Below are 24180 nucleotides of genomic sequence, written 5' to 3'. Positions count from 1 at the left end.
TGTAACCCGGCAACGATGGCCACCCAGGCGCACTCACCTCTCCGACAGACCCCGCGTTGGTTGCGCCGCTTTGTGGTGACATCGCGCCGCTCGAACCTGTTCGCCTGGCTCGAGATCGCTTCGGCGTTGGCGGTGGTGGTGATGATCGTGAGCGGCTACCTCGCCTTCACCAACGCACCGCCCGATGGCCAATTGCTGCCTTCGCAACAGGTTGCGGGCCTGCTGATCGGGACATTGGTGCCGGCTATGGCACTGCTCGTGCTGCTGGGCAGGCGTCTGGCATTGCGGCGCGCAGCGGGCAGCACGGCGCGACTGCATGTCCGGCTGGTGTTCTTTTTCTCACTGATCGCCGCAGTGCCGACTTTGCTGGTGGCGGGCTTTGCTGCCTTCCTGTTTCAGTCGGGCGTGGATTTCTGGTTCTCCGACAGCTCGCGCGGGCTGATGGAGAACACCAACAGCCTGGCGCAGAACTATTACGAGGAAAACCAGCTCGATCTGTCGCAAGAGACGGTCTCGATGGCGATGGACATGCGCAGCATTCTGGGACGCGTGGCTGTAACCGATCCCAATTTCGCGCTGGTCTACGAGTATCAGGCGCAGCCGCGGGATGTGAACGAAAGCGCCATCCTCCAGGCCATGCCCGACGGGAGCATGCGCACCGCAGTGGTGTATGGCTTGAGCGAGGACAGCGATCCGGTGGCTTTCGCCGAAAGCAGCGCCGAGCCGCTCGAGGCGGGCGAGCCGGTGGTCGTCCAGGGATCGGAAGAGCGGATCGAGGCGCTGGCGCCGATCGATCGCGACGCAGGCATTTATCTCTACAACGCGCGCAATTCCGAAGGCGACAGCTTCAAGAGCTGGGAGAGCGCGCGCTCGATCACGCAGGCCTATGACGACCTCACCCAGCGCGCCCGTGCCTTGCAATTGCGCTTCAATCTGGCGCTGTTCTTTGTCAGCCTCGGCCTGGTCGGCCTGGCGGTATGGTTTGCCTTGCGATTTGCCGACCGCCAGGTCGAGCCGCTCACCGATCTTGTCGCCGCTGCGCGCGAGGTCGGTGGGGGCAATTTCGCGCTGCGCGTCGAAGGTCGGACCGGCGGCGACGAGATCGGTCTGCTCAACCGCGCCTTCAACCGCATGACCGCGCAGCTCGAACGCCAGACCGACGCGCTGGTTACCGCGAACCGCCAGATCGAGGAACGCCGCAGCTTCATCGAGGCAGTGCTCGAATCGGTCAGCGCCGGCGTGATGTCGATCGACCGCGAAGGGCGCATCCTGCTTATGAACGGCCCGGCGCAGGCTCTGCTGGGCGACGCAAATCGCGACAGCGACGGCGGGGCACGCAATATCTACGATCTCGCGCCGCAGATTGCGGTGATGGTCGAGGCGGGCCTCGAGAAGGGCATCGTCAGCTATTCCAAGGGTTCCGATCTGTTGACGCTGGCGGTCAAGATCGGCCCCGAGCGCGACGGCCATGTGATCACTTTCGAGGACATCACCCGCCAACTCCTCGATCAGCGGCAGGCCGCCTGGTCGGATGTCGCGCGGCGGATCGCGCATGAGATCAAGAACCCGCTCACCCCGATCCAGCTGGCTACAGAGCGTCTGAAGCGGCGCTATCGCAAGCAGATCCTGCAGGATGGGGAGCTGTTCGACGACCTGACCAACACCATCGTCCGGCAAGTCGGCGATTTGCGGAAAATGGTCGACGAGTTCTCTTCCTTCGCCCGGCTACCCAAGCCGGTCTTCCGCCCCGAGGACGCGCTCGATCTCATACGGCAGTCGCTCTTCCTGCAGGAGGTCGGGCATCCCGAGGTCGACTACAGTCTGGCGGGCGATACCGACGGGCCGATCACCATCCAGTGCGATCGCCATCAATTCGGCCAGGCGCTGATCAATGTGCTCAAGAACGCTGGCGAAGCGGTCGAAGCGCAGGCCACCCAGGCGCCCCTCGATTATCGCGGCAAGATCGTGGTACTCGTCGAGGCGGATGAAACCGCGCTGACAGTGACCGTCGAAGATAACGGCGTCGGGCTCCCCAAGGATCGAGAACGTATTCTCGAACCCTATGTCACTACGCGTGACAAAGGCACCGGGCTGGGGCTGGCCATCGTCAACAAGATCGTCGAGGAGCATGGGGGCGAGATGGGTTTCTCGGCCCGCGAGGGTGGGGGCACCTGCGTGAGGATGCGCTTCGCGCGCGATCCGACCGAGCGACCAGCGGCAAACACGCCGCGTTCGAACACCGCACAATCGCATGAATGAGGTAGCTTAACATGGCTCTGGACATACTGATCGTGGACGACGAGCGCGACATCCGCGATCTTGTCGCCGGCGTGTTGAGCGACGAAGGCTATGAATGTCGCACCGCTGGCGACAGCGTCTCCGCGCTCGCCGCGATCGACGAGAAACGGCCCAGCGTGGTTTTGCTCGACGTCTGGCTGCACGGCAGCCCGATGGACGGGCTCGAGGTGCTCGACGAGATCAAGATCCGCGAGCCCCAACTGCCGGTGATCATCTTCTCCGGGCACGGCAATATCGACACCGCAGTTGCCGCAGTCAGCCGCGGGGCACTGGATTTCATCGAGAAGCCCTTCGAGGCGGAACGCCTGCTTCTCCTGGTCGAACGGGCCACCGAAACCGAGCGATTGCGGCGCGAGAACACGCGGTTGAAGAGCCATCTCGGGACCGAGGACGAGTTCACCGGCAATTCGGTTGCCATCACGCAGGTGCGTGCGACGCTGAAACGGGTGGCGGGCACCGGCAGCCGGGTCCTGATCTATGGCCCGGCAGGCGCCGGCAAGGAGGTCGCCGCGCGCCTCCTCCACAGCTGGAGCCCGCGCGCCGATCACGCCTTCGTCACGGTCAATTCGGCGCGGATCACGCCCGAGCGCTTCGAGCATGAATTGTTCGGCGAGGAGCAGGACGGCAAGCTGGTCCGCGCCGGGTTGCTCGAAATGGCCGATGGCGGAACGCTCTATCTCGACGAGGTGGCCGATATGCCGCTCTCGACCCAGGCACGCATCCTGCGTGTCCTGACCGAGCAGAGCTTCGTTCGGGTCGGTGGCTCGCGCCAGATCGGCGTGGATGTGCGCGTTGTTTCCTCGACCGCGCGCGATCTCCAGCGCGAAATGGAAGAAAAGCGCTTCCGCGAAGACCTGTTCTACCGCCTCAACGTAGTCCCGGTGGAGGTGCCCTCGTTGTCCGAACGGCGTGACGATATTCCCGTGCTAGCCGACCATTTCTTTGCCCGCTACGCCGCCGAACAGGGCCTCTCCCCGCCGCAGGTGACCGAGGAGGCGATGGCGGCTCTGCAGGCCTATGACTGGCCGGGCAACGTCCGCCAGCTGCGCAACGTGGTCGAGCGCACCATCATCCTCACGCCGCGCGACGAGCTCGAAAGGGTCGAGCCGGCCATGCTGTCGGGCGAGGTCACCGAGGGCAAGATCGGCGGCGGGCAAGCGATGGCGGCGATGATGGGCGCGCCCTTGCGCGAGGCGCGCGAGAATTTCGAGCGCGAATATCTCGCCGTCCAGATACGCCGGTTCTCGGGCAATATCTCCAAGACGGCGAACTTCATCGGGATGGAGCGATCGGCGCTCCACAGGAAGCTCAAGATGCTGGGAATGACCGACCGCAAGGGCGGGGAAGGCTCGTCCTGACCCCGATCGCCGGCTAGTCGCGGAACGCGGCGGCGATAAAAGCATTTGTCTTTTGGGCGGCACGACCCACATTCGCGCATAATTGACGGGCGCACATTCGCAATCGAACCGGATGGACGCCCAGATTGCGGACTGCGCAGAGCGGCCGCCAACAACAGGAGGCAGATTCATGTCCGAAAAGACTCTATCCCCGCGCCCGAGCGCGGAGAAGCCGCCCTCGGCGGAAAAGCCCGCCCCCAATAAAGCGCCCGGCGGCAAGCCACAGAACCTTCAGGATGGCTTCCTCAACCTGCTGCGCAAGAACAAGATGCCGGTGACCATGTTCCTGGTCAAAGGCGTGAAGCTGCAGGGTATCATCACCTGGTTCGACAATTTCTCGATCCTGCTGCGCCGCGATGGACAGGCGCAGCTGGTCTACAAGCACGCCATTTCCACGATCATGCCGGGCTCGCCGCTCGATGCGGATCAGTTCGCCAAACAGGGCTCGGGCGCAAAGCAGCGCCTGCTGCAGGATGTGTTCCTCAGCCGGGTGAGCGAGGCCGAGGCGCAGGTAACGATGTTCCTCGTCAATGGCGTGATGCTGCAGGGCCGGATCGCGGCCTACGACCTGTTCTGTATGCTGCTCGAACGCGAGGGCTATGTGCAGCTCGCTTACAAACACGCCGTCTCGACGATCCAGCCCGCCACCGCGGTCGATCTGTCGGACGACTGGGAAGGTGAAGAAAACTGAGCTTCGACGACGACCTGCTGGGTGAAGTCTCGCGCGGTGCGCGGGCTCTCGTCATCTGTCCCGATATTCGCGGCCAGTCCTACGAACTCGATGCCGAGTCACGGCTCGAGGAAGCGAAAGGGCTGGCGCTGGCGATCGGGATCGTGATCGCCGAGGGTTTCGTGCTGCCCGTACGGCAGGTGAAGCCCAATCTGCTGTTCGGTTCGGGACAGGTCGACAACATCCGCATCCAGTGCGAGCAGGAAGAGGCCGAACTGGTGGTCGTCGACGGTACGCTCAGCCCGATCCAGCAGCGCAATCTCGAAGACAAGCTGGCGCGCAAGGTCATCGATCGCACCGGGCTGATCCTCGAAATTTTCGGCGAACGCGCTGCTACCGCCGAAGGGCGGCTGCAGGTCGAACTGGCGCATCTCGATTATCAGCAAAGCCGTCTGGTCCGCAGCTGGACGCACCTCGAGCGCCAGCGCGGCGGTTTCGGCTTCCTCGGCGGCCCCGGCGAAACTCAGATCGAGGCCGACCGCAGGCTGATCCGCCAGCGTATGGCGCAATTGCGCAAGGAACTGGAACAGGTCCGAAAAACCCGGGCGCTGCATCGCGCGCGGCGGGGCAGGGCGCCCTGGCCGGTGATCGCGCTGGTGGGCTATACCAATGCGGGAAAATCGACGCTGTTCAACGGCTTGACCGGTTCCGACGTCATGGCGGAGGACCTCCTCTTCGCGACGCTGGACCCGACAATGCGGGCGATCGAACTGCCCGGCGTCGAAAAGGCGATCCTGTCGGACACGGTGGGCTTTATTTCCGATCTCCCCACGCAGCTGGTCGCCGCCTTCCGTGCGACGCTCGAAGAGGTGACCGGCGCCGACGTGATCGTCCACGTCCGCGACATGGCCAATCCCGACGCCGCCGCGCAGAAGCAGCAGGTGCTACAAATCCTCACGGATCTCGAGGTGATCGACGCGGAGAGCGGGGTGAGCGAGATTCCGATCGTGGAGGCGTGGAACAAGTTCGATGCCTTGCCGGACGAGCGGCGCGCAGAACTTGCCGAAATCGCCTCGCATGATGACAAGAGCATTCCGATCTCGGCGCTGACCGGGGAAGGGGTCGAGGACCTGCTCCACCGGATCGACGCGCTCCTGACACTGGACTCGCGCACTTACGAAATCGAGCTGACCGCGGGCGACGGTATGCGGAGTGCCTGGCTGCATCAGCATGGCCAGGTTATCGAGGAAAAGAGCGCCGAATTCGACGATGGACCCGTCAGGCTGTTGTCGGTGCGGCTTACGCCGAAGGAATTCGGAAGGTTTTCCTCGCTTTAGCTGGCGTTCTTCTCGTCGCGTTTGACCGCCTGCCACAGCTCTTCCTGCTGATCGAGCGACAGGTCGGGGAAGGCGCCCTCGGCGCGGGCTTCCATCGCCCGGAAGCGCCGCTCGAACTTCGCATTGGCCGCGCGCAGTGCCTCTTCGGCCTCGATACCATAGGCGCGCACCAGATTGACTGCGGCAAACAGCAGATCGCCGGCCTCTTCCTGACGGGTCTCCAAAGAAGCCGATCCAAGCTCCTCGATTTCCTCGAAAACCTTGGCTCTCGGGCCATCGGCGTCCGGCCAGTCGAACCCGACGCGCGCGGCACGTTTCTGGAGTTTTTGCGCGCGGAGCAAACCGGGCAGCGCCTTGGCGACGCCATCCATGGCGCTGGTCGCACCGGCAGCCTCGCGTTCGGTCTGTTTGAGGTTTTCCCAGCGCGTCTCGCCCATGGTTCCGATCTCGTCACCGAAGATATGGGGGTGGCGCGCCTCCATCTTGTCGGCGATCGCTCGCGCGACATCGGCAAAGGCGAAATGTCCGGCTTCCTCCGCGATGCGGGCATGGAACACGACCTGGAGCAACAGATCGCCGAGTTCGCCGCGCAGGTCGGTCATATCCGCGCGCTCGATCGCATCGGCGACCTCGTAGGCTTCCTCGATCGTATAGGGCGCGATTGAAGTGAAATCCTGCGCCAGATCCCATTCGCAGCCATTTTCGGGGTCGCGGAGGCGGGCCATGACGGCAAGGAGGCGGGTGAGTTGGGCGGAAGTGTCGGACATATTAGAATGATAATATATATTATGTTAAATTAGAAGCGGGTATGAGGAGGGTGCTCATCCCTCGATCATGCTGATGAACAGCGCGACGATTGCGAAGATCGCGGCCCAGGACAGTGCCATCACGATGCCCTTCTTCCACGATAGCCGATGCGCCGACAAGGCGCTGACCGCGAGCACCAGAAATCCGACCAGCGAGATGATCGAGACGATGTCGAATTCGTTCATGCCGCCAGCTCCAGCCCGTCGTAACCGACGATCACGCGCTTGGGCACTTCTTCCGACAGCGCGCGATAATCCATGCTTTTGTCGAGATGCGTCAGTACGGTCTTCTTCGCCTTCGTCTTCGATGCCAACTCCAGCGCCAGGCCGAGGCTGGCGTGCGTGGGGTGCGGAGCGCGGCGCAGGCAATCGCTCACCAGCAGATCGACACCCGCGAAACAGGACAGCATCTGCGGCGTGATCTCGCTGTAATCGGTGGCATAGACCAGCGACACGCCATCGGCCTCGAGCCGGAACCCCGTGCTGTGGGTCGGCCCATGCGGCATTTCGACCCATTCGAGCGAGAAGCCGGCGACCAGCCGCTGATCGCGCAGGTCGGACAGTTCGATCAGCGTCGGGTAGCCATGCTGGCCCTCGAAGACATAGTCGAACCGCCTGCGAAGGTTCTTCGCCGTTTTGGGGTCGGCATAGCCTGGCAGCGCATTGCTGCGCCCGTAGCGCATGACCCGCAGGTCATCGATCCCGTGGCAGTGATCGGCATGATCATGCGTCCACAGCACCGCATCGACCCGCTCGATGTCGTTCGCGAGCAATTGCTGGCGCAGGTCGGTCGATGTGTCGATCAGGATGCGTTGGCCGGCGTCGTTCTCGACCAGGATCGAGACGCGGGTCCGGCGGTTGCGCGGCTCGGCGGGGTCGCATTCGCCCCAGTCGTTGCCGATGCGCGGCACCCCGGTCGAGGTGCCCGAGCCGAGCATCAGCAATTTCACGCTGCCGCCTTGGTGAACAGCGCATGGAAATTGCGCGTGGTGGTCTGGGCGAGCTGTTCGAGGCTCTCGCCACGCAGATCGGCGAGGAAGATCGCGGTGTCGCGGACGAAACCCGGCTCGCACGGCTTCCCGCGATGCGGCACGGGCGCAAGGAAAGGACTATCGGTTTCGACCAGCAGCCGGTCGGCCGGAACGGTCTTCGCGACTGCTTGCAGGTCGCGCGCGTTCTTGAAGGTGACGATTCCCGAGATCGAGATCGACAGCCCCAGCGCCAGCACCTTCTCGCCGAATTCGGCCGAGGCGGTGAAACAGTGGATCAGCGCCGGAAAGGCGCCCTTCCCCAACTCCTCCTCGAGGATGGCGAGCGTGTCGTCCTCGGCATCGCGGGTGTGGATGATGACCGGCAAATGCACCTCGCGCGCCACCGCGATATGCAGTCGGAACAGACGCTGCTGCGCGGCGCGATCCGAATGTTCGTAATAATAGTCGAGCCCGGTCTCGCCGATGCCGATCACCCGTGGATTGTCGGTGGCTTCGCGCAGCGCGGCGTGGCTCAGATCCTGATGGTCGTCGGCGTGATGCGGGTGGATGCCGACGCTGGCGTAGACATCGGGCTCGCGCTGGGCGGTGCCCACGACCTGATCCCATTCGGATCGCTTGGTCGAGATGTTGAGGAAGGTCTTCACACCCGCGGCGCGCGCGCGATCGAGCGCCGCGGCCTGATCCTCGACCAGGCCCTTATATTCCAGATGGCAGTGGCTATCGACCAGCATCACGCGGCCTCGGTTGCGGGTTCGAGGCGCGGGAAGATCGGTTCGGGCTTGGCAATGCTGTGACCGGCGGCGACCAGCGCATCATACCAGCCCGCGTCGTCGAGATCGGCATAACTGCGACCGTGTTCGGGGATGCCGAGCATGTCGAGCACGGCGCCCGCGCGGGTCGGGATCACCGGCTGGATCGCCAGCGCTAGGTCGCGAATGGCGATAACCAGCGTCAGCAGCACCGCCTCCATCCGCTCCGGGTCGGTCTTCTTGAGCGCCCAGGGCGCCTGTTCGTCGACATATTGGTTGCAGGCCCAGACCGCCTGCATCCATGCTTCGATACCCTGGCTGAAATCGAGCGCCTCGAAGCGCTCGGGCAAGGTGTCGCGGCAGGAGGTCCGCACCGTGGCGAGCAGCGCCTCGTCGGCCTCGGCCCGAGCGAACGCGCGCAAGGCACCGTCCAAGTTCTTGTGAACCATTGATAAGGCGCGCTGGACCAGATTGCCGAAACTGTTGGCCAGCTCCGCGTTGCAGCGCGCGACGATCGCCTCGGCCGAATAGCTGCCGTCCTGCCCGAAGGCGACTTCGCGCATCAGGAAATAGCGCAGATTGTCGACCCCGAAGGTTTCCGCCAGCGCCAGTGGGTCAGTGACATTGCCGAGCGACTTGGATTCCTTCTGACCGCGATTGAGGATGAAGCCGTGGCCGAACACCTTGCGCGGCAGCGGCAGATCGGCACTCATCAGGAAGGCGGGCCAGTAGACCGTGTGGAAGCGGACGATGTCCTTGCCGATCAGATGCAGGCTGGCGGGCCAGAAGCGGCGCCAGTCTTCGGTATCGTCGGGATAACCCAGCCCGGTCAGATAATTGGTCAGCGCATCGACCCAGACATACATCACGTGTTGGTCGCTGCCCGGCACCTTGACCCCCCAGTCGAAGCTGGTGCGGCTAACCGAAAGATCGCGCAATCCACCCTCGACGAAGGAAATCATCTCGTTGCGGCGGCTCTCGGGTTCGAGAAAACCGGGGGTCCTCAGCAGTTCGAGCAGCGGCTCCTGATATTTCGACAATCGGAAGAACCAGCTCTCCTCGACGGTCCATTCGACCGGTGTGCCTTGCGGCGAAAGCTTCTCGCCGCCCTCGGTCTCGCTCAGTTCGCTGGCATCGTAATAGGCTTCGTCGCGGATCGAGTACCAACCCTCGTAGCGGTCGAGATAGAGATCGCCCTTGGCCTCCATCGCCTGCCAGATCGCCTGGCTGGCGCGGTGGTGATCGTCCTCGACCGTGCGGATGAAGCGGTCGTAGGAAATATCAAGCGCGTCGTCCATCGCCCTGAAATATCCGGACATTTCATCCGCCAAAGCGCGCGGCGTACGGTCCTGCTCGGCGGCCTTGCGCGCCATTTTCAGTCCGTGTTCGTCGGTCCCGGTCTGGAACCGGACCTCGCGGCCGCGCAGCCGCTGGAAGCGGGCGATGACATCCGCCGCGATCGCCTCATAGGCGTGACCGATGTGCGGGCGACCGTTGGGATAGTTGATCGCCGTGGTGATATAGAAGGGCTCAGCCATGGGCGCCTCCGCTAGACTGCGCCGCGCCGGCGAGCAAGGTGCCGATTTCCATGACCAGCAGCCCGGGATCGTAATTGTAGGTCGGCATCTCGCCAGTCAGGCGGACCAGTTCGGCATGCGCGGCGATCCGCGGGGGGAGAAGCTTGCGGTCGAGATCGGCGAGGCCCTCGTCGAGGATCGAGCGCGCCAGTTCGAGGACTGCCTCGAGCCGCCCGCGATCGGGCCTGGTGCCGATGGCGGCGACCAGCTCGCCGCGCAGCGTGAATTCGGGATCGCCCTGCTCCGCAATCAGATGCAGGATCTGCGCGACTGGACCCAGCCCGAGTTCGACGAAAGCCAGCGCACGCCCTGGGGAACCGGCTGCGGCGGTGACGGCGGCGGCACGGGTGGCATCGTTGGCCTCGGGTGCCAGCCGCGCGACAAGCTCCGCGATCTCGCCATCCGTCAGCGCGTGGAAGCGCAATGTCCGGCAGCGCGAGCGGATGGTCGGGAGCAGCTTGGCCGGGCGATGGCTGACCAAGAGGAAGAAGGTACCCACCGGCGGCTCCTCCAGGCTCTTGAGCAGGGCGTTCGAGGCGTTGCGCTCCATATCGTCGGCAGGGTCGACGATGATCGCGCGCCGCTCGCCCATCGTCGGTCGGGTGTTGAGCCGCTGCTGCATGGTGCGGACTTGCCCGATGGTGATGTTGCGCTTGATCTCGAAGGGCTTGCCTTCGTTGCGCTTGCGCTCCTCTTTGTCGTCTTTGGGCAGATGTGTGAGGACATGGATATCGGGATGGTGCGCGACGCCGGGATCGGCCCCGACCAGTTCGCGTGCCGCGGCGAGGGCGAAGTGCATCTTGCCCAGACCGGACTTGCCCGCGAGCAGCCAGGCATGGTGCATCCGCTCGCCCGCCATGGCATCGCGCCAGGCCGACCATGCCGCGTCATGGCCGATCATGCGCTGGATCCGGTTTCTAGCAGCGGATCGATCGCGGAGAGAATGCGCGCGTGGACTTCATCCACCGAACCCTCGCCCTCGATTATCGCGAAGCGCTCGGGCTCGGCGGCTGCGAATTCGATGAAGGCGGCGTTGACGCTCGAATGATAACTTGCCTCGCGTCCGCCGATCGCATCGGAGACGGCGCCGTCGCGAGCGGCAAGCCGGTCGGCAGCAGTCGATCCATCAACTGCAATGACCAGCGTCAGATCGGGCAACAGGCTTTCGCTGCCAAGCGTGTGGAGCGAGCGAACCATCTCATCGCCGAGCAATCCGGCTTTGCCCTGATAGGCGCGGCTGGATTCGAGGAAACGGTCGCAGACGACCCAGCGCCCCTCGTCCAGCGCCGGACGGATCAGGTGCTCGACATGATCGGAGCGTGCCGCGGCGAACAGCAGCGCCTCGGCGCGCATCCCCCAACCCTCGCCCGGCGGATCGAGCAGCAGCGCACGGATCGCCTCGGCTCCGGGCGTCCCCCCCGGTTCGCGGGTGAGCAGGGCATTGATCCCTCGCAGCTCGAGCGCGGCCGCCAGCAGGCGGGCCTGGGTGGACTTGCCCGTCCCCTCTCCTCCCTCGAGCGCGATAAAGCGACCGCAGCTCACGTGACCCACCCCAGCAACCCGTTGAACACACGCCGCAGCAGGTTCGCCTCGACGATCGTCTGTGTCGCGACCAGCGGGACCGAATTGACTTGCTCGCCATCGACGCTGATCAGCAGCCGGGCCACTTCCTCGCCCTGCTCGATCGGCGCACGCAACGGACCCTCGTAGCGAATGGTCAGATCGATATCCGCTTCCCGGTCGCGCGGGATCGACAGCCGGACGGGAGCCTGCGCCGCCAAGGTGACCGCACCCGCGCTGCCATCTTGCACCCTTGCGTCGGCAATCGCTTCGTTCCTCTCGAACAGGCGGATGCTGTCGAAATTGGCGAAACCCCATTCGATCAGATCGCGTGATGCAGCATTGCGCGCTCGGCCACTGGGGCTCGCTGCGACCACCATGACCAGCCGACGCCCGTTGCGCTCGGCGCTGCCGAGAAAGCCATATCCGGCCTGATTGGTGAAGCCGGTCTTGATCCCGTCCGCGCCTTCGACGCTGCCGGTTATCGGATCGTGGTTGCGCTGTGTGATGCCGTTGTATTCGAGCCCCGTCGCGCCGAAGAAATGGCGATACTTGCTCGGATGGTGGCGTACCATGGCGCTTCCCATCGTCACCAGATCGCGCGCGGTGGTAAAAGTCCGGCCCTCGTCCATCCAGCCGTTGGGGGTGTTGAAATGGCTGTCGCGCATGCCGTATTTCGCGGCGGTCGCATTCATGCCCTTGAGCCATTGCCTGACCGAGCCTGCCGCGCCTTCGGCGAGCACAACCGAGGCGTCATTGCCGGAAACCGTGGTGATGCCGTGCAGCAGTTCGTCGACCGTGACCCGCGCGTCGTGGGGCAGATACATGGTCGAGCCAACCCGGCTCCAGCGCCGAAAGGTGTCGGGCCGGACGGTCATCACCTGCTCCGGAAACAGCCGTTGATCCTCGATCATCTCGAAGGCCAGCAACGCGGTCATGACCTTGGTGATCGAGGCCGGCATGAACCGGCGGTCGCTCTCGCGCGCGAACAGCGTCTGTCCGCTCGACAGATCGACGAGCAGCGCGATCGGCGCGTCTTGCGCGCTCGGAGGGCGCGGGCCATCCCGCTGAGGGGCAGGGCTTGCAGCGCCCAGCATGACGGCTGCCAGGCAAAGTGCGACGGTTCGGATCAAATGTGCTCCCGCCCCCGGGAGCACCCGGCGGCCTATCTCAGCGTTACAATCTGAGCGCCGCTATAACCGGCACCGCGCACCTTGGCGAGCGCGGTCGAGGCCTGTCCACGGGTCGTGAAGGGACCGGTTCGCACCCGCCACAGCCTGCCGACGGGTTCGAGATAGCCGTCGATGCTGCTGGCAACCCGCTCAGCGGCGGCCTTTGACGAGTAAGCTCCGGCCTGCACTACGTAATTGCCATCGCCCGACGGTTTTGGCGCCGGGTCGGGGGTGGCGACGGGTGCAGGAGCGGCTGCCGGTGCACCGCCGGTCGCCCGGACCGTGCCGCTCGTGACCTCGTCCTCGAGCGGAACCCGGGTCGAGGGCGCACCGGTGTTGGGATCGACCGAGCGGATGGCCGAGGGTGCGGCGTTGGCAAGCGCAGCAGCCTCCTCGCCTTCCGCGCGGGTCAGCGAGGCCGAGCCCACCGCGGGAAGCTTGCGCTTGAGCACTTCGAGCAGGCCCGGGGGCGTTTCCATGCGCAGGCCTGCGGTGCGGTCGGCGCGCAGTTCGGCGCGGTCTTCTTCGGGCGGATTGACGCGGCGAACGCGGACAGGTGTGCCCTCGCCCACGCCAAGCTGCGCGCGGGCATCGGGCGAGAGTGCGATCAGCCGGGCATTGGTCATCGGCCCGCGTCGCTCGACGCGCACCAGGATCGTCTGCCCACTCTCGAGCGAAGTGACCTCGACATAGCTGGGCAGCGGCAGCGTGCGGTGTGCGGCGCTGATCCCGCTCGCGCCCGGCTCGTCGAAGGTCGCATAACCGACCTCGTCGTAATTGAGCACATCGACGGGGGTGTGGGTGATGCCGTCGATGGTGAAGGGTTCGCCGACCACGACCGGATAATCGGCCTGCGGACCTGTCTGCACCCCGCGATCGATCATCGCGTCGGACGCCATCGGCGCGCTCTCGACCGCGGTTGCGCCCGGAATGCAGGATGCGAGCGCAAAGCCCAGTGCGACCGGGCCCAGACGCGTCAGGTTCTTAACGGGAAATCTCATCTGCCAGCAAACCCACACTCATCGCGTAGTAATTGGAGCAGTTATATTCGAGGATAACCCGATAATTTGACGTTAACAGCCAGGCCGGTGTGCCCGGCCCATCGGGCTGGAACAGCGAGGCCATCGTGGTTTCTCCCATCGGGCGCAGCGGCTGAACCCCGAGTTCGCGCCATTCGGCGACCGTCTTGAACTGGCTGTGGCGCTCGTGCACCCGTGCGCAGACCGGCGCGACGAGCTCGGTGCTGACGGAGGCGGTATCGAAACCGCGCGGTACCGATGCGCTCACGCCCCAGGGCTGGCCGGTCCGCCAGCCTGCGTCGCGGAAGTAGTTGGCGATCGAGGCCAGTGTGTCGGCGCGGTTGGTGAAGATATTGGCGACCCCGTCACCGTCGCCGTCGGTGGCGAGGCGCAGGTAAACGCTCGGCAGGAACTGCGGATTGCCGAAGGCACCCGCCCAGCTACCCTGGAGCTCGGAACGCGAAAAGCCGCGATCGGCGACCTTGAGCAGGGCGAGGAACTCGTTTTCGAACAGCTCACGACGGCGGCCTTCCCATGCCAGCGTGGCCAGCGCCTGCGACAGATCGAACCCGCCCCGGACGTTGCCATAGGCCGTCTCATGGCCCCAGATCGCGACCAGGATTTCACCGGGCACGCCATACTCGCCTTCGATCGCGCTGAGCGTGCTGCGAGCATTGGCATATTCGCGACGTCCGGGGCCGATCCGCGCCTGATCAACATGGCGGGCGATGTAGTCGGACAGCGGCGGGAATCCCGAGCGCGTCGGTGAGCCGGGCTGCGCCTGGTCGAGCTCGATCACGCGTCGATTGGGCTGAAGCCCTGCGGTCATCCGCGCGATCGTGCCCTCGCTGACCCCTTGCGCCCGGGCCTTGGCCATGAGCAGTTGGACATAGGAATCGAAGGGCATGTCCTGCGCATAGGCAGGCTGGGCGGCGAAGATCGCCGCGGCGATGGCGATGGTCTTGCTCAAGCGCTTGAGCATCGGACGTTTGAATATCATGGGCGCTCCCTCGCACATCGCCAATGAACGCGATATGTCTTGCGTCTCCTATCCACCACGCTCCGGCTTGTTCCGGGGCATGACAGATTGCCGCGCGTCAGGGCGTGACAATCCCGCGCCCGCCTATTAACGGCTGGCACCGAGCGGACAGGTGGCAGAGTGGTCGAATGCAGCGGTCTTGAAAACCGCCGATGCGCAAGCATCCGTGGGTTCGAATCCCACCCTGTCCGCCACATTTGCCAGCCCGTCAGCCCTGACCTTCAGCGCTTTTTGCCGACCAGAGATTGGGCGAGGCGATCCTTGACCGGATAGTCCTCCGCCTTGACGCTGGACTGGTTCTTGAGTGCGCGGTGGTCCTCGATAATCCCGCCGTCGCGCTTGCCGAGGTTCTCGTCCTTTTCGCCCTGCGGGTCGTCGTCGATTTCATATTCCATATGTCGTCTCCTCGATAGCTCAACCATCGAGGAGGCAAGGTGGTCCGGCGGCGGGCGACGAGACGATGGTCTGGCGCGCCGGATGGCTGCGCGTGTCAGATATGCACCGCGCGGTCGTAGGCGGCGAGCACGCTCTCGTGCATCATCTCGGACAGCGTCGGATGCGGGAAGATGGTCTGCATCAGCTCGGCCTCGGTGGTCTCGAGCTGCTTGCCGACGGTGTAGCCCTGGATCAGTTCGGTCACCTCGGCGCCGATCATGTGGGCACCGAGCAGCTCACCGGTCTTGGCGTCGAACACCGTCTTGACGAAGCCCTCGGCCTCGCCGAGCGCGATCGCCTTGCCATTACCGATGAAGGGGAAGCTGCCGACCCGGACCTCGTGCCCCGCTTCCCTGGCCTTGGCCTCGGTCAGCCCGACGCTGGCGATCTGCGGGTGGCAATAGGTGCAGCCGGGAATGTTGGCTCGGTCGAGCGCGTGGGGGTGGACCTCGTCGTTGCCGAGTTCCTGCGCGATCGCTTCGGCGGCGGTGACGCCTTCGTGGCTGGCCTTGTGCGCCAGCCAGGGCCCCGGTGTGCAATCGCCGATCGCCCACAGCCCCTTGCTCTTGGTCCGGCCGTAGGGATCGATCTGGACGAAGCCGCGATCGATCTCGGCAAGCTTTTCGAGGCCGATATCCTCGGTGTTGGGGACGATGCCCACGGCGACGATCACATGGCTGAATTCGGTGGTCTCGACCTTGCCATCCTTGCCCTTGATCTTCGCGGTGACGCCCTTGGCTGCGACCTTCAGATCCTCGACACCGGCACCGGTCTTGATCGCAATGCCCTGTTTAGTCAGCGATTTTGCGAGGAAGGCGGAAACCTCCTCGTCCTCGACCGGGACAACGCGGTCGAGCATTTCGACCACGGTTACTTCGGCGCCCATGTCGTTATAGAAGCTGGCGAATTCGATCCCGATCGCACCCGAGCCGATGACCAGCAGCTTGCCCGGCATTTCCTTGGGCGTCATCGCGTGGCGATACGTCCAGACGCGTTTGCCGTCCGATTTGGCGAAGGGCAGCTCGCGCGCCCGCGCTCCGGTGGCGACGATGACATGCTTCGCCTCGAGCTTCTGCTCGCCCTTGTCGGTCTTCACCGTCAACGAGGTCGGGCCGGTCAACCTGCCCTCGCCCATATGCACCGCGATCTTGTTCTTCTTCATCAGGTGGGTGACGCCCTGATTGAGCTGCTTGGCGACGCCGCGGCTGCGCTTGACCACCGCGTCGAGATCGGCCTCTATCTCCTTGGCCTTGAGCCCGTAATCGCCAGCATTCTGCATATAGTGGAAGATCTCCGCCGAGCGCAGCAGCGCCTTGGTCGGGATGCAGCCCCAGTTCAGGCAAATCCCGCCGAGCAGCTCGCGCTCGACGATCGCGGTCTTGAGCCCAAGCTGCGCAGCCCGGATCGCCGCGACATAGCCGCCCGGCCCGCTCCCAAGCACGATCAAATCGTATTTTTCAGCCATACCAACCTTGTGCGTTGCTGTGCCCGGCGCGCGCGAAGTCCCCAGCGGGAGGTGACACTACGACGGGTTCTAAGACATGCGACTTTCGCCGCTGCGCCGCGGAATTCTGCGGCCTTGTGCAAATGCCACTGTGGCTTTCCGGAAGCGCAAGGTCACAGCCCGGTCTGGCTTTTGCCGAAGCCGGAAATGCAGCGGAAAACCGGGTGCGAATCATGGTCCGACCATGGCCCAGTGCTACCCGTGTAGGAAAGCGTTCAGGCATCGTTCTGCGCGCCTGCCTTTTCGCGCAGGGGCAACGCCGCTTCGGCGGAGAGCCGCACCGGACGCGGGCGATCCTGGTCGTCGAGCAGGACGAATTTGAAGGTTCCCTCGGCAACGCGAGTGGTCGCCTCGCCATTGCGCTCGCGGGCGATGGCCTCGGCCTCGACCGTCATCGAGGTCTTGCCGACCGCGACGATATCGCAATAGACCGAGAGCTCGTCGCCCACCGCCATCACGCCGGGAAAAGCGAAATCGCTGGCCGAGACGACCACCGCCTTGCCCTGCCCTGACCGGCTTGCAAGCGCGCCTGCGCCGAGCGCCATCTGGCTCATCAGCCAGCCGCCGAATACCCCGCCATAGGGATTGGTGTCGGCAGGCATGGCGGTGATCCGGATCATCGGGACGCGCTCGGTCATGATTGGCTTCCCATCAAGCGGATGTATTCCTCGCGGACCCAGCCCGAGCGGCACGGGCCCTCGTAATTGCGCGCGTTCGGAACCGGAGATCCGGCCCCGCAATTGATCAGTTCCTCGACCTCCTCGCCTTCCTCGACCGCATCAGCCGGGGGCGGATAGACGATGCCGATCCAGCCGCCGACCTTCTGGCACATGGCGACGCCGGTGCCCGCGGCGAGCTGGTCGACTTCCGAAGCGCTCCCGGCAGGCGCGGCGCGCACTGTCAGCGTGTCCTCGCCGCGCGGATTGAAACTGGTGACCTCGCCATAGCTGGCGCAGGCCGCGAAGCGCCGCCCGTCGAACCCGATCTGCACCGGCCGCGCGTCGACCATGGCGGCCTCCTCGGCGGATTGCATGTCGTAGGTGCGAGGCTCGCCCGGGTCGTTCTGGTAATCGCAGGCGGTCGCGCCCAGCAGGACGATAGACGCGCAGAGGCTCGCTATCTTTTTCATGCGGCGATCGTTCATCAAACCACCAGGCCCATCGGGTTTTCGCACAATTGCTTGAAGGCTTCCATCAGCTGCGCGCCGTCGGCACCGTCGATGGCGCGGTGGTCGAAGCTGCCGCTGGCGGTCATCACGGTGGCGACCTGGAGCGCGCCGTCGACTACATAGGGCCGCGGCTCGCCCGCGCCGACCGCCATGATCATGCCCTGCGGCGGATTGATCACCGCATCGAACTGCTTGATCCCGAACATGCCGAGATTGGAGAGGCTGGCCGTGCCCCCCTGATATTCGTGCGGCTGCAATTTGCCCTCGCGGGCCTTCTCGGCCAGCGCCTTCATCTGTGTGCTGATCGAGGCGAGCCCGCGGGTGTCGGCCTCGGTGATGATCGGGGTGATCAGCCCGCTGGGCGCGGCGACCGCCACCGAGACATCGGCGCGGGTGTATTTGTGGATCGTCTCGCCCTGGAAGCTGACGTTGCATTGCGGCACCCGCATCAGCGCGCGCGCCAGCGCCTTGATCAGCAGATCGTTGACCGACAGCTTGACCCCGTCGGCCTCGAGCGTGGCGTTGAGCTGCTTGCGCAGGTCGAGCAACGCATCGAGCCGGACATCGACCGCGAGATAGTAATGCGGGACCTGCTGCTTGCTCTCGGTAAGGCGGCGCGCGATGATCTTGCGCACGCTGGAGAGCTTTTCTTCTTCGTAGGGTGCACCGTATTCGCTCTCGGCGGGGGTCTTCGACGGTGTGCGCGGCGCGGCCATCTCGGCGGTGGCATCGTCCTGCGGTTTCGCGGGAGCGGCGGTGTCCGCCTCGACGGCTTCGACATCGGCTTTGACGATGCGGCCGTTGGGGCCGCTGCCGGTCACGGTGGCGAGGTCGACGCCCTGCTGCTCGGCGATGCGCTTGGCGAGCGGGCTGGCGATGATGCGATCGCCCTCGGGTTTGGGTGCGGGCCCTTCGACTGGTTCAGGGCGAACGGGGGTGGGTTCTTCCTTGGCTTGGGAATCTTCTGCACCATCATCCGTTCGTGCCGAACCTGTCGAAGCACGCGCGCTGTCCTTGCCATCGTCAGAAGAGCTCTCACCATCCCCGCCCTCGGCCACCGCCTCCACATCCTCGCCCTCTTCGGCGAGCATTGCGATCACGGTGCCGACCTTCACGCCCTCGCTGCCTTCCTCGACCGCAATCGAGGCCAGTATGCCTTCGTCCACCGCTTCGAATTCCATCGTCGCTTTGTCGGTTTCGATCTCGGCCATGATGTCGCCCGAGCTGATCGTGTCGCCCGGCTTGACCAGCCATTTGGCGAGCGTGCCTTCCTCCATGGTGGGGGACAGGGCGGGCATCTTGATGGCGATCGGCATGGGGTGGAGCGCGTCCTCGCTGCGTCGGAATGGCGTGCCGCACCTCTGGCCAATTTGCCCGCTTCCCGCAAGGTTCTTGCACAGAATACCAATAAGCCGGATACCCCACAATTCTGAGCATTTGGGGAGCGAAGAGAGCCGATGCGCAAATACCTTGTCGTCATGGACGAGACCGAGGAGGCCAAGAGCGCGCTGCGCTTCGCCAGCCACCGCGCCGCGCGGACCGGGGGCTCGGTGCATATCCTGGCGCTGGTGCCGCGGCAGAATTTCAACGCCTTCGGCGGGGTGCAGGCGACCATCGAGCAGGAAGCGCGCGAGCGCGCCGAGGTGATGGCCAATTCCGCGGCGGGAAACATCTTCGCCGAGAGCGGCAAGATGCCGCAGATCGCGGTGCGGCTGGGCGACCCCGAAGCGATCGTGCGAACCTATCTGGAGGAGCGCGAGGATATCGCGGCGCTGGTGCTGGGCGCGAGCGCCGAGGGCGGACCGGGCCCACTGGTGAGCCACTTTTCCGCACATGCGGGGACGCTACCCTGCCCGCTGTACATCATACCCGGCGGGCTCGACCGAGAGGCGCTCGACCGGCTGGCCTGAGCGGCTGACCTGAGCGGCTGGCTTGAGCGGGGCTGGTTTCGCAACGGCGCCGCTCAGGTGCGCGTGCCGCGGGTCGGATAATCCTTATCGGCAATGAAATCGATGCTCTCGAGCAGCTGGTCGAGATCGGGCCGGGTGAAGGGCGCGCTCTGGACCACTTCGAAATAGACCGAGCGGTCGGGTTTCAGCAGGAACAGTCCGGGCTCGGAAAAAACTTCAGGCTCCTTGCTGTCGGCGCGCGCGGCGGAAAGGAACAGACCCCATTCACGCGCCTGATCCTCGCTCAGCGAATGCGCCAGCGGAAGGTCGTGCGTGTCCCATTCCTCATGCGCGGTCGCGGCGCGCTCGGGCGAATCCATCGAGATCGCGAAGACATTGACCCCGCGGCTGGTAAAATCCTCCAGCCGCCCGCCGAGCTCGGTGAGGTATTGCTTGCAGATCGGGCAATGGCTGCCACGATAGAACACCAGCATGGTGAAAGCGTCGGGATGCTGGTCGGACAGCAAGAAACGCGCCTTGATCGTCAGCGGAAGGTCGAGGTGGGGCGCGGCGGCACCGGGGGGCAGCATGGGGGTATCTCCTTTCCCCATGCAATGTGTGCGATGCGCGGCTGTTCCGGGAAGAGGGCGGCGGGGCGGTAAAGGAACGAACCCGACCACCGCCCCGCAGCCCTACTTCTTGTTGCGCCCCTGGTGCCGGATGTTCGCAGGGCGGCCGCGCTGGCCCTGTGCATGCTGACCTGTCGTGGACTTGCCCTCCCCAGACTTGCCCGCTGGGGACTTACCCTGCGCTGGCTTGCCCTGCGCGGGTCTGCCCTGTGCGGATTTGCCCTGTGCGGATTTGCCATGCGCCGGTTTCCCCTTTGCCGGGCCACCCTTGCCTCTTGGGGGACCGCCCTTGTCGCCCTGGCCACCAGAGCGCCCGCCGGGACGCCCACCACTGCGACCGCCCGGCTTCTTGCGCCCACCATCGCGGTTGCCGCGCGGTTCGATGCCCTTGCCTTCGCTTTCGGGCACCTCGAACTTCAATGCCCCGGTCAGCGCATTGGCTTCGGCCAGCGTCAGCTTGAGCTTGTCGCCGACCGAATAGCTGGTGCCGCTGCCCTCGCCCACAAGCGTCTGCGACGCCTCGTCGTAGCGGAAATACTCGCGGCCCAGCGTCGAGACCGGGACCAGCCCGTCGCCGCCCAGCTTCTCGATCGTGGCGAAGAAGCCGAAGCCCTGCACCCCGGTGATGCGGGTGTCGAAGGTCTCGCCCACCCGGCCCGAGAGCCAGGCGGCGACATAGCGGTCGATGGTGTCGCGTTCGGCTTCCATCGCGCGGCGTTCGGTCTGGCTGATCGCGTCGCTGATCGCCTGCAGCGAATCGCGGTCGCGGTCGGCGAGGCCACTACCTGCCGGCAGCCCACCTTCCGGCTTGGGCTGTTCGAGCTTGTAGGCATCGACCAGCGCGCGGTGGACCAGCAGATCGGCATAGCGCCGGATCGGCGAGGTGAAATGCGCGTAGGAGCCCAGCGAGAGGCCGAAATGTCCGGCATTGGCGGGGCCGTAATACGCCTGCGACTGGCTGCGCAGCACCGCTTCCATCACCAGCACCTTCTCGGCCTCGTCGGTGACATCCTTGAGCAGGCGGTTGAACAGGCTGGGCGTGATCACCTGGCCCAGCGCGATCTTGCGACCCTGCGTCGCCATATATTCGCGCAAGGCGATCAGCTTGTCGCGGCTCGGCGGTTCGTGGACGCGATAGACCACCGGGGCGGTCTTGGCCTCGAGCGCCTTGGCCGCGGCGACATTGGCGGCGATCATGAAATCCTCGACCACGCGGTGGGCATCGAGCCGCTCGCGCACCGCGATTTCCTCGATCTGGCCCTTGTCGTTCAAGCGCACCTGCCGCTCGGGCAGGTCGAGCTCGAGCGGATCGCGCGCGGTCCGCGCCTGGTGGAGCAGCTTCCACGCGCCCCACAGATTTGTCAGCGCCTCGGGCGCGTCGTCGGAATCGATAGCGGCCTGCGCGTCCTCATAGGCGATGTTGCGCGCCAGCCGGACGATCGCGCGGGTGAAACGCCATTCGGTAATCTGGCCCGCGGGCGAAATCCGCAGATGGCAGGCCATCGCCGCGCGGTCGACATCCTGCTTGAGCGAGCACACATCGGCGCTGAGCACCTCGGGAAGCATCGGCACGACCTGATCGGGGAAATAGACCGAATTGCCGCGCTTGCGAGCTTCCTTGTCGAGCGCGCCGCCGGGGCGGACGTAGAAGGCGACATCGGCGATGGCGACGATGGCGCGGTAGCCGCCCGATCCGTCTGGCTCGGCCCAGATCGCATCGTCGTGATCGCGCGCATCGGCGGGGTCGATCGCCATGATCGGCACTTTGCGCAAATCCTCGCGCTTGTCGTCCGAGAGCGGGAGCTTGGCGGCGTGTTTGGCCTCTTCCACGACCTCGTCTGGGAAGACATGCGGGATGCCGTGCTTGGCGATGGCGATCATGCTGAAGCTCTTGGGGGCCAGCGGATCGCCGACCACCTCGACCACTTTGACCCCGGCGCGCGGCGAATTGCCGGTGCGCTCGACGATCACCAGCTCGCCATCCTCGGCACCGCCGAGATCGGAGATGGGTGAGGAATTGCGGACCTTCTTGTCGACCGGCGCGAGCCAGGCCTTGCCAGCCTGGTCGATCTCGACGACCCCCATGAGCCCTTCGCTGCGCGCGGGCAGTTTCTTCATGGGATGCGCGCGCCAGCCGTGCTCGGTCTGCTCGGTGCGCGCGAGGATCCGGTCGCCGCGCTTGAGTGCGCCGTGTTTCTTGCTTTCCTTGACCAGCAGGCGCTGCGGCTTGCCTTCGGCCTCGGGGTCCTCGCTCTCGGGTTCGGCGTAGAGCTCGCCATCCTCGATCGATACGATCTTGAGCACGGTGACCTTGGGGACATCGCCCGAACGATGATAGGCGGTGCGCTTACCGTCGATGAGCCCTTCCTCGGCCATCTGCTTGAGCCGCTTCTTGAGCGTGATCTTTTCCTGCCCCTTCAGCCCGAACGCCTTGGCGATTTCGCGCTTTCCCGCAGCGCCATCGTAGCTCTGGATGAACTCGATGATCTCGGTCTGGGAGGGCATGCCGGCTGTGCGGCTGGTGGTATCGGTTTTCTTATTCATGCCTCGCCATATGGGGTCGCGGCTACTCGCTGTCATCCTCTTCGACTGAGACGGGCGCGAATTGTCCCGCCGGGACCGCGCTGGCGACGGGGCTGCAGGCGCCTTGCGCGGAGCAGGCGTTGACCCCGAAGAACCAGTCGTCGCCGCGGACAGCCGTCAGATCGGTACGGAGGGCCGCAGTGTTGGGCACCACCACCACCGGCGCGGTTTCCCATGAGGGCTGATCGGTCCGGCGGCGATAGACCTCGTAGCTGGCTGCGCCCGCCACGGGCGCCCATTCGATCAGCGTCGAGGTGCGAACCGCGGCCTGCGCCGTGGGGGCCGGCGGCACGGGCACGGAGGCCAGCCGGTCGAGCGCGCGGACATTGAGCTGGGTCACCCTGGCGAGATAGGCGAAATCCATCTCGTCGACCGTGTCGCCGTACACTGTGCCATCCTCGGTGCGGAGGTCCTGGTGCTGGTGGTCGTAATCCTCCACCGCAACGCTGAAGCGCACTGCGGGATAGCCCGCCTCGAGGAAGGGGATCTGGTCCCCGCCCCGCCCCATGCGATCGACCCGCCAGATCTGGCGGACATCGAGACCGGCCTCGTCTTGCTCGGCGAGCCCGTCGATCCAGCGCGAGAGGTTGCGGCTGGGGGAATCGTTCTCGCCGCCCTCGCGGCGCTGCGCGGCGCGCAAGGGATCGGTGAGATCGGCACGCGGGCCTTCGGAGAACACCCGGACGTGGTCGGGATCGCAAAAACCGTCGCTGCCGCAGCTGTTGCCGACGACATCGTTGTTGAGCACCGCCTTGACCGTGAAGCCCTGCTCGCCGAGCCAGTCGGCCAGCAGCTGGCCGCCAAAAAGCCCCTGTTCCTCACCCGAAAGCAACGCATAGACTATGGTGGTCGGATGGCTGTTGGCAGACAGCACCCGCGCCGCCTCGATCACCAGCGCAGTGCCCGAACCGTCGTCATTGGCGCCCGGCGCATCACTGGTGAAATCGGAGACATCCGAAACCCGGCTGTCGATGTGCCCCTGCACGACGACGACTTCATTGGGACGCTCGGTTCCACGCTGGATGGCGACGACATTGCGCAGCCGCGTCGGGGTCGGCACCCGGGCTCCCTCGATCATCCGTTCGGGCAGGATCACTTCGAGGCAATTGCCGCAATCGGCCGAGATGTTGCGCATTTCCTCCGCGCCCCAATCGATCGCCGCGCCGATCCCGCGCTCGGGATCGTCCTGTTCAGACAGCGTGTGGCGGGTCCCGAAGGAAACCAGCTTTTCCACATCGGCGCGCAGCCGATCGGCGGAAACCTCGTCTGCGGGCTGGGTCTGGGCGGCAAGCGGAGTGGCAAGGACGGCGGCGAGCAGGGCGATTTTTCTCATGGCCCCTACCGTTGCGGGATTAT

23 protein-coding genes and 1 tRNA gene are annotated in these 24180 nt (G+C 65.1%); 6 read left to right on the top strand and 18 right to left on the bottom strand.

Translation table 11 applies throughout. The features are described from left to right. Positions 1–15 precede the first annotated feature (15 nt). The 4 genes from ACWIKC_RS07015 to hflX all read left to right on the top strand — a co-directional run bounded on the left by ACWIKC_RS07015 (position 16) and on the right by hflX (position 5702). Positions 16–2259: a sensor histidine kinase gene (locus ACWIKC_RS07015; RefSeq protein WP_454599392.1), complete on the top strand. Its 2244-nt coding sequence runs from the start codon at positions 16–18 to the stop codon at positions 2257–2259. 11 nt (positions 2260–2270) lie between these two features. Then, on the top strand, positions 2271–3656 hold the full coding sequence (gene ntrX, locus ACWIKC_RS07010) for a nitrogen assimilation response regulator NtrX (RefSeq protein ID WP_454599391.1): 1386 nt from the start codon (positions 2271–2273) through the stop codon (positions 3654–3656). Between the two features lie 169 nt (positions 3657–3825). Continuing rightward, entirely contained in the window at positions 3826–4386 is a 561-nt protein-coding gene (hfq, locus tag ACWIKC_RS07005) for an RNA chaperone Hfq (RefSeq protein WP_454599390.1), read from the top strand. A gap of 17 nt (positions 4387–4403) precedes the next feature. Continuing rightward, positions 4404–5702, top strand: coding sequence for a GTPase HflX (gene hflX / locus ACWIKC_RS07000; protein WP_454599460.1), 1299 nt, complete (start codon positions 4404–4406; stop codon positions 5700–5702). Here the strand turns inward: hflX and mazG are convergent. The 10 genes from mazG to ACWIKC_RS06950 all read right to left on the bottom strand — a co-directional run bounded on the left by mazG (position 5699) and on the right by ACWIKC_RS06950 (position 14559). After that, positions 5699–6469, bottom strand: a complete 771-nt coding sequence (mazG, locus tag ACWIKC_RS06995; RefSeq protein ID WP_454599389.1) for a nucleoside triphosphate pyrophosphohydrolase — start codon at positions 6467–6469, stop codon at positions 5699–5701. The two genes, hflX and mazG, sit on opposite strands and share 4 nt — an antisense overlap. Before the next feature lie 54 nt (positions 6470–6523). Beyond that, positions 6524–6694, bottom strand: coding sequence for a hypothetical protein (locus ACWIKC_RS06990; protein ID WP_454599388.1), 171 nt, complete (start codon positions 6692–6694; stop codon positions 6524–6526). Further along, on the bottom strand, positions 6691–7458 hold the full coding sequence (locus ACWIKC_RS06985; protein WP_454599387.1) for an MBL fold metallo-hydrolase: 768 nt from the start codon (positions 7456–7458) through the stop codon (positions 6691–6693). Before ACWIKC_RS06985 ends, ACWIKC_RS06990 begins: the two co-directional genes overlap by 4 nt. Further along, positions 7455–8231: a TatD family hydrolase gene (locus tag ACWIKC_RS06980; protein WP_454599386.1), complete on the bottom strand. Its 777-nt coding sequence runs from the start codon at positions 8229–8231 to the stop codon at positions 7455–7457. The genes ACWIKC_RS06985 and ACWIKC_RS06980 overlap by 4 nt, the downstream gene beginning before the upstream one ends. Then, positions 8231–9787 carry a methionine--tRNA ligase gene (metG, locus tag ACWIKC_RS06975; protein ID WP_454599385.1) on the bottom strand — a complete coding sequence of 519 codons (1557 nt, stop codon included), beginning with the start codon at positions 9785–9787 and terminating at the stop codon, positions 8231–8233. Before metG ends, ACWIKC_RS06980 begins: the two co-directional genes overlap by 1 nt. After that, the gene (locus ACWIKC_RS06970; RefSeq protein ID WP_454599384.1) at positions 9780–10727 is read right to left on the bottom strand and encodes a DNA polymerase III subunit delta'; all 948 of its coding nucleotides are present in this window, start codon (positions 10725–10727) and stop codon (positions 9780–9782) included. Before ACWIKC_RS06970 ends, metG begins: the two co-directional genes overlap by 8 nt. Next, complete coding sequence (tmk, locus tag ACWIKC_RS06965) at positions 10724–11368, bottom strand: dTMP kinase (RefSeq protein ID WP_454599383.1); 645 nt, start codon at positions 11366–11368, stop codon at positions 10724–10726. The genes ACWIKC_RS06970 and tmk overlap by 4 nt, the downstream gene beginning before the upstream one ends. Further along, positions 11365–12483, bottom strand: coding sequence for a D-alanyl-D-alanine carboxypeptidase family protein (locus tag ACWIKC_RS06960; protein WP_454599382.1), 1119 nt, complete (start codon positions 12481–12483; stop codon positions 11365–11367). The genes tmk and ACWIKC_RS06960 overlap by 4 nt, the downstream gene beginning before the upstream one ends. A gap of 68 nt (positions 12484–12551) precedes the next feature. Then, the gene (locus tag ACWIKC_RS06955) at positions 12552–13559 is read right to left on the bottom strand and encodes a septal ring lytic transglycosylase RlpA family protein (protein WP_454599381.1); all 1008 of its coding nucleotides are present in this window, start codon (positions 13557–13559) and stop codon (positions 12552–12554) included. Further along, positions 13543–14559: a lytic murein transglycosylase gene (locus tag ACWIKC_RS06950; protein WP_454599459.1), complete on the bottom strand. Its 1017-nt coding sequence runs from the start codon at positions 14557–14559 to the stop codon at positions 13543–13545. The genes ACWIKC_RS06955 and ACWIKC_RS06950 overlap by 17 nt, the downstream gene beginning before the upstream one ends. A 163-nt stretch (positions 14560–14722) precedes the next feature. Between ACWIKC_RS06950 and ACWIKC_RS06945 the strand changes: the two genes are divergently transcribed. Then, positions 14723–14810 (top strand) — tRNA-Ser (locus ACWIKC_RS06945). A gap of 27 nt (positions 14811–14837) precedes the next feature. Here the strand turns inward: ACWIKC_RS06945 and ACWIKC_RS06940 are convergent. The 5 genes from ACWIKC_RS06940 to ACWIKC_RS06920 form a co-directional block, all read right to left on the bottom strand. Next, complete coding sequence (locus ACWIKC_RS06940; RefSeq protein ID WP_454599380.1) at positions 14838–15011, bottom strand: hypothetical protein; 174 nt, start codon at positions 15009–15011, stop codon at positions 14838–14840. A gap of 95 nt (positions 15012–15106) precedes the next feature. Beyond that, positions 15107–16516, bottom strand: coding sequence for a dihydrolipoyl dehydrogenase (gene lpdA / locus ACWIKC_RS06935; RefSeq protein WP_454599379.1), 1410 nt, complete (start codon positions 16514–16516; stop codon positions 15107–15109). A 254-nt stretch (positions 16517–16770) separates the two neighbouring features. Next, positions 16771–17193, bottom strand: a complete 423-nt coding sequence (locus tag ACWIKC_RS06930) for an acyl-CoA thioesterase (RefSeq protein ID WP_454599378.1) — start codon at positions 17191–17193, stop codon at positions 16771–16773. Then, positions 17190–17684 carry a hypothetical protein gene (locus ACWIKC_RS06925; RefSeq protein WP_454599377.1) on the bottom strand — a complete coding sequence of 165 codons (495 nt, stop codon included), beginning with the start codon at positions 17682–17684 and terminating at the stop codon, positions 17190–17192. Before ACWIKC_RS06925 ends, ACWIKC_RS06930 begins: the two co-directional genes overlap by 4 nt. Before the next feature lie 14 nt (positions 17685–17698). Then, a complete protein-coding gene (locus tag ACWIKC_RS06920) occupies positions 17699–19039 on the bottom strand; it encodes a pyruvate dehydrogenase complex dihydrolipoamide acetyltransferase (protein ID WP_454599376.1) in 1341 nt (446 codons plus the stop codon). A 141-nt stretch (positions 19040–19180) separates the two neighbouring features. Between ACWIKC_RS06920 and ACWIKC_RS06915 the strand changes: the two genes are divergently transcribed. After that, on the top strand, positions 19181–19633 hold the full coding sequence (locus ACWIKC_RS06915) for a universal stress protein (protein WP_454599375.1): 453 nt from the start codon (positions 19181–19183) through the stop codon (positions 19631–19633). A gap of 53 nt (positions 19634–19686) precedes the next feature. Here ACWIKC_RS06915 and ACWIKC_RS06910 read toward each other — a convergent pair whose 3' ends face one another. The 3 genes from ACWIKC_RS06910 to ACWIKC_RS06900 all read right to left on the bottom strand — a co-directional run bounded on the left by ACWIKC_RS06910 (position 19687) and on the right by ACWIKC_RS06900 (position 24157). After that, the gene (locus ACWIKC_RS06910; RefSeq protein ID WP_454599374.1) at positions 19687–20202 is read right to left on the bottom strand and encodes a redoxin domain-containing protein; all 516 of its coding nucleotides are present in this window, start codon (positions 20200–20202) and stop codon (positions 19687–19689) included. A 102-nt stretch (positions 20203–20304) separates the two neighbouring features. Then, the gene (gene rnr, locus ACWIKC_RS06905) at positions 20305–22785 is read right to left on the bottom strand and encodes a ribonuclease R (RefSeq protein WP_454599373.1); all 2481 of its coding nucleotides are present in this window, start codon (positions 22783–22785) and stop codon (positions 20305–20307) included. Positions 22786–22807: 22 nt separating this feature from the next. Next, a complete protein-coding gene (locus ACWIKC_RS06900; RefSeq protein WP_454599372.1) occupies positions 22808–24157 on the bottom strand; it encodes a M28 family peptidase in 1350 nt (449 codons plus the stop codon). Positions 24158–24180 lie beyond the last annotated feature (23 nt).

The organism is Qipengyuania sp. SM2507 (genome assembly GCF_053714505.1).
The sequence above is the reverse complement of the archived record's forward strand: the minus strand, read 5'-3'. Positions and strand labels throughout refer to the sequence as shown.

What these genes read in the sequence shown, in the direction of transcription:
- ACWIKC_RS06925 (WP_454599377.1), bottom strand. Translation starts at nt 17,684, where the DNA reads ATGAAAAAGATAGCGAGCCTCTGCGCGTCTATCGTCCTGCTGGGCGCG.
- ACWIKC_RS06970 (WP_454599384.1), bottom strand. Translation starts at nt 10,727, where the DNA reads ATGATCGGCCATGACGCGGCATGGTCGGCCTGGCGCGATGCCATGGCG.
- ntrX (WP_454599391.1), top strand. Translation starts at nt 2,271, where the DNA reads ATGGCTCTGGACATACTGATCGTGGACGACGAGCGCGACATCCGCGAT.
- ACWIKC_RS06920 (WP_454599376.1), bottom strand. Translation starts at nt 19,039, where the DNA reads ATGCCGATCGCCATCAAGATGCCCGCCCTGTCCCCCACCATGGAGGAA.
- hfq (WP_454599390.1), top strand. Translation starts at nt 3,826, where the DNA reads ATGTCCGAAAAGACTCTATCCCCGCGCCCGAGCGCGGAGAAGCCGCCC.
- ACWIKC_RS06960 (WP_454599382.1), bottom strand. Translation starts at nt 12,483, where the DNA reads ATGCTGGGCGCTGCAAGCCCTGCCCCTCAGCGGGATGGCCCGCGCCCT.
- ACWIKC_RS06930 (WP_454599378.1), bottom strand. Translation starts at nt 17,193, where the DNA reads ATGACCGAGCGCGTCCCGATGATCCGGATCACCGCCATGCCTGCCGAC.
- ACWIKC_RS06990 (WP_454599388.1), bottom strand. Translation starts at nt 6,694, where the DNA reads ATGAACGAATTCGACATCGTCTCGATCATCTCGCTGGTCGGATTTCTG.
- ACWIKC_RS07015 (WP_454599392.1), top strand. Translation starts at nt 16, where the DNA reads ATGGCCACCCAGGCGCACTCACCTCTCCGACAGACCCCGCGTTGGTTG.
- metG (WP_454599385.1), bottom strand. Translation starts at nt 9,787, where the DNA reads ATGGCTGAGCCCTTCTATATCACCACGGCGATCAACTATCCCAACGGT.
- mazG (WP_454599389.1), bottom strand. Translation starts at nt 6,469, where the DNA reads ATGTCCGACACTTCCGCCCAACTCACCCGCCTCCTTGCCGTCATGGCC.
- ACWIKC_RS06955 (WP_454599381.1), bottom strand. Translation starts at nt 13,559, where the DNA reads ATGAGATTTCCCGTTAAGAACCTGACGCGTCTGGGCCCGGTCGCACTG.
- lpdA (WP_454599379.1), bottom strand. Translation starts at nt 16,516, where the DNA reads ATGGCTGAAAAATACGATTTGATCGTGCTTGGGAGCGGGCCGGGCGGC.
- ACWIKC_RS06910 (WP_454599374.1), bottom strand. Translation starts at nt 20,202, where the DNA reads ATGCTGCCCCCCGGTGCCGCCGCGCCCCACCTCGACCTTCCGCTGACG.
- rnr (WP_454599373.1), bottom strand. Translation starts at nt 22,785, where the DNA reads ATGAATAAGAAAACCGATACCACCAGCCGCACAGCCGGCATGCCCTCC.
- ACWIKC_RS06900 (WP_454599372.1), bottom strand. Translation starts at nt 24,157, where the DNA reads ATGAGAAAAATCGCCCTGCTCGCCGCCGTCCTTGCCACTCCGCTTGCC.
- ACWIKC_RS06915 (WP_454599375.1), top strand. Translation starts at nt 19,181, where the DNA reads ATGCGCAAATACCTTGTCGTCATGGACGAGACCGAGGAGGCCAAGAGC.
- ACWIKC_RS06980 (WP_454599386.1), bottom strand. Translation starts at nt 8,231, where the DNA reads ATGCTGGTCGATAGCCACTGCCATCTGGAATATAAGGGCCTGGTCGAG.
- ACWIKC_RS06950 (WP_454599459.1), bottom strand. Translation starts at nt 14,559, where the DNA reads ATGCTCAAGCGCTTGAGCAAGACCATCGCCATCGCCGCGGCGATCTTC.
- ACWIKC_RS06940 (WP_454599380.1), bottom strand. Translation starts at nt 15,011, where the DNA reads ATGGAATATGAAATCGACGACGACCCGCAGGGCGAAAAGGACGAGAAC.